At 41.4% G+C, this 16799-nt stretch carries 14 protein-coding genes and 1 pseudogene; 6 read left to right on the top strand and 9 right to left on the bottom strand.

Annotated elements, in window-relative coordinates; translation table 11 throughout:
* Positions 1-256: 256 nt before the first annotated feature.
* Entirely contained in the window at positions 257-1090 is an 834-nt protein-coding gene (locus tag J2Z82_RS13615) for a YitT family protein (protein WP_209481342.1), read from the top strand.
* Positions 1091-1197: 107 nt separating this feature from the next.
* On the opposite strand, the gene J2Z82_RS13610 is transcribed toward J2Z82_RS13615, so the two are convergent.
* Positions 1198-1764: an REP-associated tyrosine transposase gene (locus J2Z82_RS13610; protein ID WP_209481316.1), complete on the bottom strand. Its 567-nt coding sequence runs from the start codon at positions 1762-1764 to the stop codon at positions 1198-1200.
* Between the two features lie 444 nt (positions 1765-2208).
* On the opposite strand from J2Z82_RS13610, the gene J2Z82_RS13605 reads away from it, so the two are divergent.
* From J2Z82_RS13605 to J2Z82_RS13590, 4 genes are all read left to right on the top strand, one after another.
* Positions 2209-3603, top strand: a complete 1395-nt coding sequence (locus tag J2Z82_RS13605; RefSeq protein WP_245251708.1) for an MmgE/PrpD family protein — start codon at positions 2209-2211, stop codon at positions 3601-3603.
* Positions 3600-4424, top strand: a complete 825-nt coding sequence (locus J2Z82_RS13600) for a phosphosulfolactate synthase (RefSeq protein WP_209481315.1) — start codon at positions 3600-3602, stop codon at positions 4422-4424. The genes J2Z82_RS13605 and J2Z82_RS13600 overlap by 4 nt, the downstream gene beginning before the upstream one ends.
* 220 nt (positions 4425-4644) lie before the next feature.
* On the top strand, positions 4645-5058 hold the full coding sequence (locus J2Z82_RS13595; RefSeq protein WP_209481314.1) for a hypothetical protein: 414 nt from the start codon (positions 4645-4647) through the stop codon (positions 5056-5058).
* A gap of 70 nt (positions 5059-5128) precedes the next feature.
* Positions 5129-5575 (top strand): flavodoxin domain-containing protein, encoded by a 447-nt coding sequence (locus J2Z82_RS13590; protein ID WP_209481313.1) that lies wholly within the window; start codon positions 5129-5131, stop codon positions 5573-5575.
* A gap of 51 nt (positions 5576-5626) precedes the next feature.
* Here J2Z82_RS13590 and thrB read toward each other — a convergent pair whose 3' ends face one another.
* Genes thrB through dapG form a run of 4 tightly spaced genes read right to left on the bottom strand, consistent with a single transcriptional unit; the run spans position 5627 to position 10102 of the window.
* Positions 5627-6517, bottom strand: a complete 891-nt coding sequence (thrB, locus tag J2Z82_RS13585; protein ID WP_209481312.1) for a homoserine kinase — start codon at positions 6515-6517, stop codon at positions 5627-5629.
* Positions 6504-7577 (bottom strand): threonine synthase, encoded by a 1074-nt coding sequence (gene thrC / locus J2Z82_RS13580; protein ID WP_209481311.1) that lies wholly within the window; start codon positions 7575-7577, stop codon positions 6504-6506. Before thrC ends, thrB begins: the two co-directional genes overlap by 14 nt.
* Positions 7574-8884: a homoserine dehydrogenase gene (locus J2Z82_RS13575; RefSeq protein ID WP_209481310.1), complete on the bottom strand. Its 1311-nt coding sequence runs from the start codon at positions 8882-8884 to the stop codon at positions 7574-7576. The genes thrC and J2Z82_RS13575 overlap by 4 nt, the downstream gene beginning before the upstream one ends.
* A gap of 15 nt (positions 8885-8899) precedes the next feature.
* Positions 8900-10102, bottom strand: coding sequence for an aspartate kinase (dapG, locus tag J2Z82_RS13570; protein WP_209481309.1), 1203 nt, complete (start codon positions 10100-10102; stop codon positions 8900-8902).
* 743 nt (positions 10103-10845) lie between these two features.
* Here dapG and J2Z82_RS13565 point away from each other — a divergent pair.
* Positions 10846-11901, top strand: coding sequence for a dipeptidase (locus J2Z82_RS13565; RefSeq protein ID WP_209481308.1), 1056 nt, complete (start codon positions 10846-10848; stop codon positions 11899-11901).
* 108 nt (positions 11902-12009) lie between these two features.
* On the opposite strand, the gene J2Z82_RS13560 is transcribed toward J2Z82_RS13565, so the two are convergent.
* The 4 genes and pseudogenes from J2Z82_RS13560 to leuC form a co-directional block, all read right to left on the bottom strand.
* Positions 12010-13188, bottom strand: coding sequence for a pyridoxal phosphate-dependent aminotransferase (locus tag J2Z82_RS13560; protein ID WP_209481307.1), 1179 nt, complete (start codon positions 13186-13188; stop codon positions 12010-12012).
* A 79-nt stretch (positions 13189-13267) separates the two neighbouring features.
* A pseudogene (gene ilvA / locus J2Z82_RS13555) lies at positions 13268-14257 on the bottom strand (threonine ammonia-lyase); the annotation flags it as partial.
* A 525-nt stretch (positions 14258-14782) separates the two neighbouring features.
* A complete protein-coding gene (leuD, locus tag J2Z82_RS13550; RefSeq protein ID WP_209481306.1) occupies positions 14783-15358 on the bottom strand; it encodes a 3-isopropylmalate dehydratase small subunit in 576 nt (191 codons plus the stop codon).
* A gap of 13 nt (positions 15359-15371) precedes the next feature.
* A complete protein-coding gene (gene leuC, locus J2Z82_RS13545) occupies positions 15372-16778 on the bottom strand; it encodes a 3-isopropylmalate dehydratase large subunit (protein ID WP_209481305.1) in 1407 nt (468 codons plus the stop codon).
* Positions 16779-16799: the final 21 nt, after the last annotated feature.

Genomic DNA, 16799 nt, shown 5'->3' with positions numbered 1-16799 from the left:
GAACAATGGCTAGTAAGACTTCAAAAGTGCTAGCTTGAGCAGATGTTGCATTGGTACCGGAGTGCTGCAAAGTAAAATTTTCGCTATTTCGCACTTTATCTTTTTTGTCTCAAAAACAACATACTTTTAGAAGAAAACAGCCTTTTGCTATAAAGTCAAAACTTCCAATATGCAAGGAACCAGGTAAAGTTTTTGCACAGAAGGTTTTATCATGACAATTTTAGATAGTATAATAGCTGTGGAGGTGAGAAATCAGATGAATAAAACGGTAAAAGAAATACTCATGATAATCACTGGTTCGTTCATTTTTGCAATCGGAGTTAATTATTTCGCCATCCCAAACCGTTTATCAGAAGGTGGCGTAATCGGTATTACAATTGTTACGTTTTATCTATTCGACTGGTCCCCTGGGATTGTTAACTTTATTCTCAACACATCTCTCGTAGCAGTCGGTTATAAATTCTTTGATAAACGTGTAATCGTTTATACAGTAATTGCAATTATTTTTTCTTCATTATTTTTACACTTTACAGTTGGCTGGGGTGACGAAATAAATGGTGATACATTGCTTGCCGCTTTATTCGCTGGTTTATCGGTTGGACTCGGACTTGGACTTATTTTCCGATCCGGTGGTACGTCAGGTGGATCGGCTATCCTTGCTCGACTTGGAAATCAGCTTTTAGGCTGGACAATTGGCAAGGGAATGCTTGTAATCGATATTGCCGTTATTGTTGTATCCTCCCTTATCATTGGTCAGGAAAAAGCCATGTACACACTGATTTCTGTTTATGTCGGCGCAAAAGTAATTGATGTTGTTGTGGAAGGTGCCAATGAACGGACAGCCGTAATGATTATATCCAGTCATCCGGATCAAGTACTTGATGCAGTGACTAACAAAATGGATCGCGGCATCACAATACTTGAAGGAAGAGGCGGCTATACAAAATCACATCGCGAAGTATTGTACCTTGTCATTAACAGGTATGAAATCGTCCCCTTCCGAAAAATAATAATGACTATCGATCCTGAAGCATATGTAACCGTGCACGGCGTCCAGGAAATATTCCGAAAAGGATATAAAGGCAGGTAGAGGTGGTGCCGGAAGACGTGCCTTTCCGGAAGAGGTGCCTGTCACTCCCCGAATTTTAGCGAATCATGTCGAACCTAACGCAATAAGTATTTAAAAAGGTCAGCATCTTATACCAGATGCTGACCTTTTTCTATTTCCTCATTTAAGTACATCCTATACTTTTCCCGTTTTTCTGTGCCAGACCCGGAAAAGCTATCTAAAATAACATCGCTATTCAACAAAGCACTCTTTTTCGTATACAAATAGTACCGATAACTGCTCCATCGGTAGGATTCAGCAGTTTGTACCATACCGGCTTTAAGAGGGTTTAAATGAATGTACCTGCTAATCTCAAGCATATCCTCGTTTGAATAAATAATCTTATCAAAATAACGTTTTTCAAATACGTGACCCGTTATACCATTCTTCGTATTATAATAATCGGCATAACGCTTGTTAAGAAGTGACATAACTTTGGAGACAGGCTGTTCTTGAGAGCGTAACTGAAGATGAAAATGATTAGTCATGAGGCAATATGCAGCAAGCTCAAATGGGGATCGCTTATTGACTTCCTGGAGCATGTGAAGAAAAACTTTAAAATCACCTTTATCTTTAAAAAGAGCATCTCGCCGATTACCACGACAAATAACGTGATAAAAGGATTCGGGTACCCAAAGACGTGGTTTTCGTACCATAATTCACCTCACTTTTCTTTTCTTATTTAAGATAATTGATATAGCTCGAAATAGCAAAATCGTAAAATAGGCTGGATTGCCCCTAAAATTAAAATTTCAACCAACAGCGTCGTAAAATAATACAATTCTCTCGTTGCATCCCGGCAAAATCAAGCTAACTACTACTACAAATTCGAAAATCACCCAAATTTGCACTTCGACATATATTGACAAAAAACAGGGAGTGACAGGCACCACCGCCAACCACTCTCTCCCCCCCACAACTTTAACTTATCAATAGGTATAAGTATTTGATATCACTTTTTCAAGTTTAAATAATTTATTTTTATCAACAAGAAGCATACTATAGTAAGTGAAGGAAGGGAAAAACATCTCTTGCTTCACTATACCCCCTTGTGGCCACAGGGGTATTCATTTCCATCAAAATATTTGGAGGTGACTCACATGCCAAAGCAAGAAAGTACAATGGTTGAACAGCTTGCAGATTGGACACATGACATTAAATGGGATGACCTTTCTGAAGAAGCAATAGCAGCTCTAAAAGGACGCATGCTTGACTCAATCGGCTGTGCGATAGGAGCGCTTGAGGGTGAACCTGTTAAGGCGATTCGCAAAATGACAGAAGATTTGGGTGGAGCACCACTCGTCACATTAATCGGTGGCGGAAAAGCGACCCCTGATTATGCAACATTCCATAACGGGGCTGCAATTCGCTACCTGGATTTCAACGACTCTTATTTAGCTAAGGATGAAACCGGTCATCCATCAGATAATATAGCACCAGTCTTGGCAGCTGCAGAATATGCCGATGCCGACGGACGCGACTTTCTAACAGCACTGGCCATTGCCTACCAGGTTCAATGCCGTCTGTCAGATGTCGCACCAGTAAGAAATCACGGGTTTGATCATACCGTTCAGGGTGAGTATGGCGCAGCAGCTGGAGCCGCGCGAGCTATGGGACTTAATAGCAAGCAGATTGCAAATGCCATTGCGATTGCAGGTACCGGCTACAATTCACTGCGTGTAACAAGAACCGGCGAACTTTCGAACTGGAAAGGTCTCGCCTACCCAAACACTGCAATGGGTGCGGTTCACGCAACATTGCTCGCAAACTATGGCATCACAGGTCCACGCGAGGTTTTCGAAGGCAATAAAGGATTGATGGATTCAATTGCAGGTCAATTTGAAATAGATTGGGCAAAAGAAGATCTTGAACGCGTGACCGATACAATCATAAAGCGCTACAATGCAGAGATACACTCACAGTCATCCATTGAAGGAATTCTCGAACTGCGTGACCGTGAAAATATCAAAGCTCATGATATTAAAGAAATACGGCTGACCACCTTTGATGTTGCCTACAACATTATCGGTGGCGGAGAAGAGGGCAGCAAAAAAATAATTCGCTATAAAGAAGAAGCTGATCACTCGCTACCATATATGCTATCCGCTGCATATCTAGATGGTAACGTCATGCCCGAACAATATGAACCGGACCGCATAAATCAAGACGATATCCAGCAACTTCTGCAAAAAGTGCATGTTAAGCCAAGCGAAGAGTATAGTGATCGTTTTCCGGACGAAATGGCGTGCAGGATTGAAATCGAAACGAATGATGGCCGTATTTTTGACATTGAAAAGCGTGACTATCAAGGATTCAAGACGCAACCCGCCAGCTGGGAAGTACTAATGGAAAAATATAATGGACTGACTCAAAAAATTGACAATAAACTGGCAGGCGAAATCGCAAATACAATAAGAAATCTTGAAAACGTAAAAATTAATGAACTAACCGCATTACTTGGTCAAATTAAAATCAGGGAGGATGAATCATTATGAGTAATCAAAGAGCATTTCAAGGAATTCGCATGAATAGTCGCCAGGAAAAGCCACGTACACGTGGAATAACTGAAATTCGCGGACCATACTATTCCGTTATGGGCAAAAATTACCTCCAGGATATTTTAGAAACAATGGGTGATTATGTTGATTCATTAAAGTTTGCTGGCGGGGCTTTCACATTATACCCCGAGGACAAACTTCGTGAACTGCTCGATTTGGCACACGATTATGGTGTGAAAGTATCGACTGGTGGATTTATGGAAACAGTTGTAACACAAGGTCCTGAAGCAATCGATCACTATATAAGTGAATGTAAGCGTGTCGGCTTTGACATTATCGAAATTTCCACAGGCTTCATTACCATGCCAACCGATGATATTGTCCGTCTTGTTGAAAAGGTACAAAACGCTGGCTTACTCGCCAAACCGGAAATCGGCGTACAATTTGGTGCAGGTGGTACAAATACTGTTGAACAAAATGAAGCTGAAGGCATAACAGATCCAGCACAGGCTATCGAAGTCGGCAAAAGATGCTTAGATGCCGGAGCTTATATGCTGATGATTGAATCAGAAGGTATTACAGAAAGTGTTCGCACATGGCGTACCGAAGTCGCAACTCAATTCGCACGTGAACTCGGTACTGAGAAAGTTATGTTTGAGGCTGCCGACCCGGATGTATTTGAATGGTATATCAAAAACTATGGCCCGGAAATTAATGTCTTCGTTGACCACAGCCAGATTGTACAACTTGAAACATTACGCCGTGGCACATGGGGAACAAAGGACTTATGGGGCCGCGTGGTTACGCTAGGTGAATAATAATTTAAAACAACATCAGAACTAGCCGGGCATACTAACCCGGCTATATTTTTTTAGCAGTATAAATTCTTTCTTACTGCATAGGCGTAACTAAGAAATACGCCTAATAGATTGACGAATGCCAAGTTTTCTAATCTAAATTTGACCTGCGACAATTAATAAGTTCGTATACTGCATTATAATTAATTAAGTAATAAAAATATAGCGGGAAGTGGACAGTATGAAGATAACTGCATTTATCATCATAATTGTAATGACCCTATTAACTACTTTTGCCATGCAATTTGAAGGGAGCACGCAACACCTTTTTGAAACATTAAAGGTGAACCCCAAATCTATTACTAAAATTTCGTTATCTCCGCCATCTGATAGCAGCTATAATAGTACAACTGAAGAAGACAAGATCCAGGAATTTATCCATTTCATCGACCGGTTTAATTATAAAAAAATCAGAGGGAATGAACCAGCTTATTTACCTATGACAGCAAGTATGATTTATCTGTATGAAGATGGGAAAGTGGACTTTATCGTTTCATTTGAGGATAAAGTAATGATAAACCAGGAAGTTTTTGAGGTAAAAAATGGAGAAATCAAACATAGCTTTGTAACCGACTATTATAAATCACTGGAATGAATTAATTGAAAATAATTCTCATTAGGACGTATAATACAGTTAGAAACAGATAAAAAGGAGATGACCTCTAATGGCTAGGATTTTAGTTATATATGCAAGCTTGACTGGCAGCACAGAAATAATGGCAGAAAGTATCGTAGAACATATTAAAGATGATCATGATGTTGTCGTCAAAACGTTTGACTTCGATCCAATTGATGCAAAGAAATTGGAGAACTTTGATGGAATATTGATTGGCTCTTATTCATGGGATGACGATATCCCATTTGAAGTAGAAGGATTTCATGATGATATGGATGAAGTTGATTTAACGGGAAAACTCGTGGGTGTATTTGGCTCATGTGATTCCTATTACGATATATATGGTCCCGCACTTGATACAATGGCTACGAAAGCAGAGAAACAAAATGCTACGGTCTTTGAGGAAAAATTAAAAATTGAGCTTGAACCCGATCCTGATGACATCAAGCATTGCCAACGTTTTGCCGATGAATTTTTAAAAGAAATAAAGAAGTAAATACATAAGCCCTTAGTTATTATCTAAGGGCTTTAAGTATATCTTTCAAACTCAATTAACCTGTAAGCCTGTTTGATCAATTTGTAATGCGGCAATCGTGTAACCTGTTAGTCCTTCCTCCATCTGTTCCCGAATATAAGCTCCCTTTCCTTTAGGAACAAAGGAAATCATAGTTGGCCCCGCTCCGCTTATCACTGTTCCATACGCACCCATGACTTTTGCTTTTCGCCTTATATTTTCGTAGTTCGGAATGAGTTCTGCCCGATAAGGCTCATGAAACAGATCATTCTCCATCATCTTACCGGCAACATGATAATCGCCAGACAGTAGAGCGGCAATCATTACATTGGTAATTGCACTTGCAGTAGTGGCATTTTTTCTGGAAAAGTTAGCTGGAAGTACACTTCGCGCAGTTTCAGTCTTCAGTTCACTGTCAGGTATGCAGACAACCACATCTAAATCGAGTTCAGATAGCCTGACATATTCAACTTGATTATTCTGTGTTGTAGCAGTAACGACTACCCCGCCAAATAAGGAAGCTGCGATATTGTCCGGATGCCCTTCAATATCGGTCCCATATTCCAGCTTTTGTTCACCTGTTAGTGACAGATCACATAGCTGATTTGCTAATTCAATCCCAGCCAGTACTGCAGATGCACTGCTGCCGAGTCCCCGTGCTAACGGAATTTCACTAGCTACAGTCACTTTACAACCCGGCAATGTTTTTTGATGGCGCTCTGCTGTTTGCTTGGCAATTTGATAGATGAAGTGATCCGCATAGTCTGTGAAAGAAGGCAGAAAATGGGATTTGTGCTCAAACTCCCATTCCTCCTGTTCTGTTACGTCCAATGTTAAAAAACGGTTTAATGCAAGACCTGCTGAATCGAATCCTGGTCCAATATTTGCTGAACTTGCTGGGATAGAGATCTTAAACTGTTTCAAGTTCTGTCACCATATCTGTGATATAAGCCGTAACCTTTTCTTCATCATTTGGAAGTGACACCGGATCGACTGTTACCTGTTCAATCGCTGTTTGTGGGTCCTTCAGACCGTTACCAGTTAGCACAGCTGCAACCTTGCTGCCTTGTTTAATAGCCCCTTCCTTACACTGCTGAATAACTCCCGCAATCGATGCACAGGATCCAGGCTCTGCAAAAATCCCTTCCTTTTTTGCCAGGAGTTGAAAGGCTTTTTTTATTTCATCGTCTGTTACCATACCAATTTTTCCATCAGATTCATCTCTTGCAACTATCGCCATGTCCCAGCTTGCCGGATTGCCAATACGAATTGCTGTTGCAATTGTCTCTGGATTAGGGATGATTTTATTTTTCACAATAGCTGCGGCTCCCTCAGCTTCAAATCCAAACATTCTCGGAAGACCTGTTTGCTTTTCTCCGTTATATTCTTTAAATCCTTTCCAATAGGCACTAATATTCCCGGCGTTTCCAACAGGAATAGCAAGGATATCAGGTGCCTCGCCAAGCTGTTCACAAACCTCAAATGCAGCTGTCTTTTGTCCTTCAAGACGATAGGGGTTCACCGAATTCACAAGTGTAACCGGTGCATTTTCACTTAGTTTACGCACCATTTTTAACGCATCATCAAAGTTGCCGTCGATTTCAACAATCTCAGCACCATACATTTTGGCCTGTGCAAGTTTTCCAAGTGCTACTTTTCCCTTAGGAATCACGATAATTGCGCGCAGACCTGCTCTTGCAGCATATGCTGCTGCTGAAGCTGATGTATTACCGGTTGAAGCACAAATAACGGATTTACTTCCTTCTTCAACTGCCTTTGCAACAGCCATCACCATGCCGCGGTCTTTAAACGAGCCAGTAGGATTTGCTCCCTCAACCTTTCCATACAGTTCCACACCCAATAATTCTGATAGGTGTGGAAAATGTATTAAGGGTGTATTGCCTTCATGAAGTGTCAAGGCGGGTGTTTTTTTGGTAACAGGTAAATTGCTTTGGTAATGTTCAATTATTCCTTGCCAGCTCATTGGTCATAGCCTCCTTCAATACGAAAATAGCTTTTCACTTCCTCGACAACATCGACCTTCGCTAATTTTTCCAGCGCTTGATTGATTTTTTTCAAAGTTGTTTGATGTGTAACTACGATAACCTCAGCAAGACCGTTCTCCTTATCATTTTTGATCGGGTCCTGCAAAATCCGTTCAAAACTTATATCTAATTCATTAAACAAGGATGAAATTTCCGTAAATGTTCCGCTCCGATCCTGCACATGTATTCTGAAATAATACTGTCCAAAGCGCTGTTCAGGTGATTTTAGCACCTTGTCATAACGAGGTGTAACAACCTGTTGTCCAGTTACACCAAGCAGCATATTTTTAATGACTGCAGTAACATCAGACATTACAGCTGTAGCGGTCGGTAAACTTCCTGCTCCCGGACCGTAAAACATAGTCTCGCCAACAGCTTTTCCGTTAACATAAACTGCATTGTACTCATCTTTCACTGCTGCCAGTGGATGGTTTTCAGGCAAAAATGTTGGCTGTACACTTACTTCAACCTGCTTATCCTGAAAATCTGCAAAGCCAATCAGCTTCATTTTAAGGCCAAGCTGCCTCCCAAACTGGAGGTCCTCTAAAGCCAGACCCTCTATCCCATCAACCTCTACATCCGCTAGATCTACGGATGTTGAAAAAGCAAGTCTGGCAAGGATCGCCATTTTTCTGGCGGCGTCAAGTCCACCTACATCCCCTGTAGGATCAGCCTCAGCAAAGCCTAGCTCCTGAGCTTCATTTAATGCATCTTCATAGGCTACTCCTTCATCATCCATTTTCGTTAGAATATAATTTGTAGTCCCATTTACAATTCCCATCACTTTTTCAATTCGGTCTGATGCGAGTCCATCAACTATACCGCCTATAATAGGGATCCCCCCTGCTACACTGGCTTCATAGAACAAGTCACATCCGTTTTGTTTTGCCGCATATTGCAGCTCTGGACCATGTAATGCCATTAAATCTTTATTTGCAGTTACTACATGCTTTTTGGCTTCAAATGCTCTTAAAATATGTTCACGCGCTTCATCAATACCACCCATGACTTCAATGATGATGTCAATTTCAGGGTCAGCCAAGACTGCTTCTGGGTTTGTCGTGAGAGTTACAGGGTTCACTTGAACATTACGATCCTTCTCTATATCACAAACCAAAATACTTTTGATGGTGACCCCGCACCCCAGTTTATGGGCAAGTTCTTCCTGATGTCCTTCAACAATTTGCACCACACCGGAGCCAACTGTTCCTAATCCTAATAGTCCTACTGATATATTTTTTTCCATACGCTCACCTCGTTTTTATTTTGTTACACCTGATTCTAACGGTTGACTTAATTGAAATGTATCATGCAGCAAATTCACTGCCTTGACTAGATCCATCTCGTGTATTAACACACCGATAGTTGTATGACTGTCAGCTGATTGCAAGATTTGAATATCTTTTTCGTTCAGTTCATCTGCAATTTTAGAAGCAATTGGACCGCTTAAAAGATCATTCCCAACTACAGACACCTTTGCACAATTTTCGATTACCTGTGGCGGTTTGCAATCCAGGTCCTTAATGAGACCTATTGCTGTTTGTGTATTAGCCTTTGGAATAGTGAAAAGGAATCCGGTTGAGGATATAGCTGAAAAGTCAACTTGAATCCCTGTATCTGATAACTTCTTAAAAATTTGATCGCGATGCTCTTTCTTTTCAATCTTAAAATGGGTTAACGCCGACATATGAGCAATACCAGTAATTGATTGATCAGGACCAAAATCTGTGATCAGCGTTCCATTTTTTGTCTCATAAGTAGAACGTACATGTAGTGGTACACTCGCCTCTCTGGAAATTTCAACTGCACTTGGATGAATAACTTTTGCGCCCTGATTTGCCAAGTTACAGCTATCCGAGTAGGTCGCACGTTTTAACTGCCTTGCCGATTTGACTAATCTCGGATCTGCAGTCATAATCCCGTTAACATCCGTAAAGATTTCAATTTTTTCCGCGTTTAGGGCAACTCCTAAAGCGGCGGCAGTCGTGTCACTTCCACCTCGGCCAATCGTCGTAATCTCTCCACTAGTTGTTTGCCCCTGAAAACCCGCAACAACTACCACATCGAAGTTATTTAGTTCTTTTTCCAGGCGGGTCGTATCCACACTCTTAATCTGTGCCTGTGTAAATTCTGCTGTTGTCGTGATTCCAGCCTGACCACCAGTGAGTGCAGTAGAATTAATATGATTTTTTTGCAGTTCATTTGATAAAACAATACTAGCAATTGTTTCTCCGCACGACATCAACAAATCCATTTCACGTTCGTTTTGAAAAGGTACTGATCCGTCAACAAGACTAAGCAACGTATCTGTAGCATAAGGGTCTGGTCTTCGCCCCAATGCTGACACAACCACCACCAGTTTATACTGTCTTTCAACTGCATTTTTAACGTGCGAAACCACTTTAGAAATGCTCTCTTGTGATTGTAATGAGGTACCTCCGAATTTCTGAACTAAAACTGTCATCTCGACCCTCCCTAAATTAATGTACCTTTTTCAATTTGACCTTTCCACAGTTGCACTGGATCCTCCCAGGACAAATTAAAAAAAGACCCTTATCTTCCCATAATCCTGCATAAATTCAGAATTAATGGGGAGAAAAGAGTCTACTTTTCACGGTTCCACCCAGGTTTATAGCAATCTCGCGACTACTACCTTGTGAAGCTGCCTAACAGCCCGTTTTGATAACAGGTGCAATAATTATAATTGCACCTGACCAAGTCTAATAGGATAACCCGTTCAACTTAGCACTCGGAGATGGTAGCAGAACACGTTGTACTTCCAGGCTTCCAGCAACCCCGGATCTCTGCGAATACAAATTACATGTTCCTTCGTTCTCGTCAATGAGTTAATTTTATTCTTTTATTAGATGTGTATTTCATTTTTTGAATATTTGATATTGCCGATAATCATATAACGTTTTATGCAGTTGGTCAACAGCTTTTTCTAAATTTTTAATATCTTTTATTAAAAAAACTAATTGGATTCGCTTGCAATGTCTGTGGTATAAGGAAAGTTTTACAATATTACAATATTATTACATTGCTAATGTGCACCAACAAAGAACCCATTGATACATATTGACAAAATTTGGTTAGTGCTATGCACCGAAAATAAATCAGTCACATTGTTGCGGGTTTGGTATATTTTAATGTAAGTATAATGGTATACTAATTTAGAAAAATATCACACTAGGAGGTTCCCACATAATGAGCAACTTCCCAATTTTCGATGGGCATAACGATACACTTTTGAGTCTTCATTTACCTGAAGAAGCGAAAGAACGATCATTTTTCAAAGAGAGCAACATTGGACATATTGATTTTCCCCGAGCTAAAAAAGGCAATTTCGGTGGTGGTTTTTTTGCAGTATGGACACCTAATGACGGCTATGAAGTTAATCCTGAAGACCATGTAACTTCAGATGGATACGATATACCACTTCCACCACCAATTAAACATAAAAAAGCATTGTCCAACACAAATACGTTTGCTGCTGGCTTGTTTCGACTCGAGAACGAATCGGATGGAAAATTTAAGGTAGTTCGCAATGCAACTGAACTGGCACATTGTCTTAAAAACGACGTCATGGCTGCTGTACTTCATATAGAAGGCGCTGCAGCCATTGATACAAATTTTGATACACTGCACGTTTTATATAAAGCTGGACTGCGTTCACTAGGAATCGTATGGAGCAGACCAAACGTCTATGGTGAAGGTGTACCTTTCCGCTACCCATCTTCCCCTGATATTGGGTCTGGACTTACTGATGAAGGCAAAGCGCTTGTCCGTGAATGTAATAAGCTTGGCATCATGGTCGACACGACACATTTGAACGAAAAGGGATTTTGGGATGTTGCACAAATTTCAGGTGCACCTATCGTAGCAACACATTCTAATGTACATGCACTTTGTCCAATATCACGTAATCTGACAGACAAGCAGTTAGAAGCTGTTGCAAAATCAAATGGTGTAGTTGGTATCAATTATGCGGTGAACATGCTTCGTGAAGATGGTGGAACTGATACAGATATTTCGCTTGACTTAATTGTTCGCCATGTCAGCTATATAGCTGAAAAGTTCGGTATAGACCATGTCGCATTCGGATCTGACTTTGATGGCACAACCGTTCCAGATGAGCTCAAAGATGTTACTGGTTTACCAAAACTTGTTGAACGACTAAAAGCTCATGGATTTAATGACAATGAATTACGAAAAATCACTCATGAAAACTGGGTACGGGTACTGAGTGAAACATGGAAATAGGTGGGGAGAAGGTGCCTGTCACTTCCCGGTTTTTGTCAAACTTTGTCGGACACACAAATATCTACCATAACAAAAGCAGCCGTAATATAATCGCGGCTGCTTTCTATCTTACTTATTAAATATCCCTAATCTACCAATACGCTCTACCGCTTCCTCCAATCGTGCCTCTGAATCAAGCAGACCAACACGTACGTAGCCTTCTCCCTTTGACCCAAAACCATTTCCTGGAGCAACAACCACATGTGCTTTTTCCAGCAATAAATCAGCGAATTCTTCTGAAGTATTGCCAGTTGGAACAGGCAGCCAGGCAAAGAAAGTACCTTTTGGAGCGTCCGCTTCCCAGCCAATCCTATCCAATGCAGCAATGAAGCGCTCCCGGCGATTTGCATATGTATCAACCAAGTATTGTGCTGCGGTCTGATCACCAGTCAACGCTTCTGCTGCAGCTTCTTGTACAGCGCCAAACAAACTGACATACATGTGATCCTGCACAAGATTGATGCTCTCAATAACAGACGGATTCCCTACAGCAAAAGCAACGCGCCATCCAGCCATACTATAGGCTTTTGATAACGTATAGATTTCGACCCCAACATCTTTTGCACCAGCCGATTGCAGAAAACTAACTGGTTTTTCCTCTTCAAATCCAATTGTCGCATAGGCAAAATCATGCACAACACAAAAATCATGCTCATTCGCAAGATCAATCGTTTCATCAAAAAATTCTTTAGTTGCAGTTGCTGCAGTTGGATTGTTCGGGTAGTTTAAAAACATCAGCTTCGCTCGTTCAAGTTTATCCTCACTAATCTCACTGTAATCAGGCAAAAAACCATTCTCCCTAAGCAGTGGCATAAACGCTGTTTCAGCATCAGCCATTGCAGTCCCTGACATATAATCCGGATATCCCGGGTCAGGCAGCAACGCCAGGTCACCTGGATTCAACAGACACTGACTCAATTCAACAAGCCCTGTTTTTGCCCCAAACAAAATAGCTACTTCTGTTTTAGAATCTATCGTTACGCCATACTCCCTTTGGTAAAAGTCGGCTACGGAGTCTTTTAAATACTGGAATCCTTGAAAAGGTGTGTATTTATGATTTCTTGGTTTTTCTGCAGCATCCTGCAGTGCCTTCACTATATGTTCAGGAGTAGGTAAATCAGGGTTTCCCTGTCCAAGAACTATAACATCATGACCCTTTTCTTTCATAGATTGCGTCTTCTTAACCAGCTTCGCAAAAAACTGTTCAGGCAAACGCTTCAGCATATCTGATTGCTCAAATTTTCTCACACGAACCACTCCCCCAATCCCAGATTAAGTTTTATCGTAACGATGTTTCCCGGGATTGTAAAGGGAGCACACAATAAATTTACGATGCAAATATCCTTTGTTCTCCCGCTAGCTTTTGAATCATCGGAAGCATCCCAATATCCAAGTTACCGCCACTAACAATCACTCCACAATTTCTGGAGCGAATTCTGTCATGATATTTAAACAGTGCTGCAAGTGACGCAGCACCTGCCCCTTCCATTAACGTTTTATTACGTTCAAGCATATAAACAATTGCTGAGGCAATTTCCTCATCACACACTGTTACAATATCATCGACATATTTTCGGATAACCGGTAATGTATTTTTCCCTGGCTGTTTCACTGCAATACCCTCTGCTATTGTTTTAACAGATGTAAGTTTTTCATTCACATTATGATGAAAACTTTTATGCATGGCAGCAGCTCCACTTGCCTGGACACCGATCACTCTAATATTTCGATTGATATGTTTTGCAGCTGTTGCGATACCGCTGATTAATCCGCCACCACCAATTGGTACCAAAATCGTGTCAATCCTGTCTTCCTGACGCAGCATTTCCATCGCAATAGTCCCTTGCCCTGCCATAACGTCATAATCATCAAATGGATGTATATACGCTGCTCCAGTTTCTGCTTTCCTTTCTAATGAAGCCTCAAATGCCTCTTGGAATGATTCACCAATAAGAACAACCTCTGCTCCATATGCCTTTGTGGCATTGATTTTTGCAAGCGGCGTTCCTTCTGCCATAAATATCGTCGTCTTCACTCCCAATTTAGCTCCTGCATAAGCTACACCTTGTGCATGGTTTCCTGCTGATGCAGTAACCACACCATTTTGTAACTGTTCTTTTGGAAGCTGCATTAGTTTAAAGGTTGCTCCTCTAAATTTGAACGCACCAGTTTTCTGCTGATTTTCCATTTTAAAATATACGTTTTTCCCGACCATTTGATTGGTGGTAGACGAGGTTAGTAACGGTGTGCGATGGACAAAAGGCTCGAGCCGCTTCCATGCATTGTAAACCGTTTCGCCAGTTAAGAAATTCCCAAGGTTTACACTCCTTTTTTTATTAAACTGATTTTATTATTGAATGCCGCCGCATAGGAAATATAATGGATTTTCCTCTAAGCGCCATCTAATCATATCTTCGCTTATCAAACTGCAACATAATATATCGCTTCGGAAATACACTACGCTTTCCGCGGGCTCGAGCTGAGCCTCCTCACTCGCAAAGAAGGCTCGCTGTGGGGTCTCAACGTCTTCGCTTTCCCGTAGGAGTCTTCGTGTATTTCCTTCGCTAGTATGGCATTTATTGGAGCGTAGGGCAGTCGAATCCCTGCGTGTCACCGGCTAAAATCGGCCACGTCCTGTGACCAACACCGGTACTAGAACGTCCTGTTCGTTGAAGCAACAGCTGAAGATCCCGCAGGCTAAGCGGTTTTTGCTTCCGAGAAAGCTGAAGCGTTGCCCTAAGGTGTGCGACTGCCCAAAGCAGAAATAAATGTTGCTACAGTGACACAGATTATATCTAACTGCAAAGATTGATAAGCAACACAAAAAGTCTTAGTTATTCACTCACCTGCCCTCAAACGCAGTAATTTTAGCTTCATGATGCAGCGTGAGGGCGATGTCGTCCCAGCCATTCAACAGCTTTTCTTTGTGGTAATTATCAATCGAAAATGGAACTGTTCGTTCATCATCGACAATCTGCTGATTCTCCAAATCCACTTGCAAATATAGAGATGATTCTTCCGCTTGTTTCATCCATTCACTTACCTGTTCTTCATCCATTTGCACTGGAATAATCCCATTTTTTAAGGCGTTATTATAAAAAATATCAGCAAAACTAGGTGCAATAATTACTCGAAACCCATAATCTAATAACGCCCATGGAGCATGTTCACGGGATGATCCACATCCAAAATTTTCACCGCCCAGCAAGATAGAGGCATCTGCATATGCATTCTGATTCAAAATAAAATCAGACCGTTGATTGCCATCATCATCGAATCGCCAATGATAAAAAAGAAATTGACCGAAGCCGGTTCGTTCGACACGTTTCAAAAATTGTTTTGGGATAATCTGATCTGTGTCAACATTTGTACGATTTAATGGAAATACTTTTCCAGCATGCTTTTGAATAGCTTCCATAATCACTCACCTCCTATTGCAGTGCCCCTGCATATTGACGTACATCCACAAAATGACCCTCAATCGCAGCAACAGTCGCCATTTCCGGGCTGACCAGATGAGTCCTGGCACCATTTCCTTGCCTACCCTCAAAGTTGCGGTTCGACGTTGAGGCACACCTTCCACCTGGTGGAACAATGTCATCATTCATAGCGAGACACATACTGCAGCCAGCCTCTCGCCATTCAAACCCAGCTTCTTTGAAAATAAGATCTAGTCCCTCTTTTTCCGCTTGCCATTTAACTTTAAATGACCCTGGGACAACAATCGCTCTAACTTTTGGATTCACTTTTCTACCTTGAATAACTGATGCAGCTTTTTTCAAATCACCCAATCGTGAATTAGTACAGGAACCGATGAACACATGGTCGATCTCTATTGAAGTGATTGGCTGATTTTCCTCCAATCCCATATACGCTAATGCCCGTTCCAAATCCTCTTTATGCTCCACATCATCTGCTGACGGAGTGGAACCATTTACAGGTACACACATACCAGGATTTGTTCCCCAGGTTACTTGCGGTTCAACTTCGGCTGCCTTTATTGTTACGGTCTGATCATAGACAGCACCTTCATCAGTAGCGATGTCTAACCACTCTTCAGCAAGTTCTTCAAATTGCTCTCCTTCTGGTACATGAGCCCTGCCACGCAGGAATTCAACAGTTTTTTCGTCGGGACTGATCAGGCCAGCTCTTGCCCCTGCCTCAATCGACATATTGCAAACCGTCATCCGGCCTTCCATAGACAACTCGCGGATCGCGTCTCCGGTATACTCGATTACGTAACCAGTGCCAAACCGAACGCCGTATTTCCCAATAATCGCTAAAATTAAATCCTTTGCAGTTACACCTGGACCTAGATCACCTTCAACATGAACATTGAGAGTCTTTGGTTTTTCCTGCCACAATGTCTGTGTAGCAAGAACATGCTCGACTTCACTTGTTCCAATTCCAAAAGCCAATGAACCAAAAGCGCCATGTGTAGAAGTATGGCTATCTCCACAAACAATCGTCTTTCCCGGTTGCGTCAACCCAAGCTCCGGACCAATTACATGAACAATTCCTTGATCAGGATGATACATATCTGCAAGGGTAATACCAAAATCTAAGCAGTTCTTTTTTAATGTTTCCATCTGTTTTACCGAAATTTCATCCTTTATTACATCACGGTTTTTCGTTGGAACATTATGATCCATCGTTGCATAAGTCAGGTCCGGCCGACGTACTTTGCGATCAGTCAGCCGTAATCCTTCAAACGCCTGTGGTGACGTAACTTCATGAACAAGGTGCAGATCAATATACATAAGACTTGGTTTACCTTCTTCATCATGCACAACATGCTTATTCCAAATTTTTTCTATAATCGTTTCAGGCTTCCCCATCAAGAATTCCTCCTCTCTCTT

The sequence above is a fragment of the Virgibacillus litoralis genome (assembly GCF_017873675.1).
GTDB classification, from domain to species: domain Bacteria; phylum Bacillota; class Bacilli; order Bacillales; family Amphibacillaceae; genus Lentibacillus; species Lentibacillus litoralis.
This window is presented reverse-complemented; position numbering and strand designations above follow the sequence as displayed.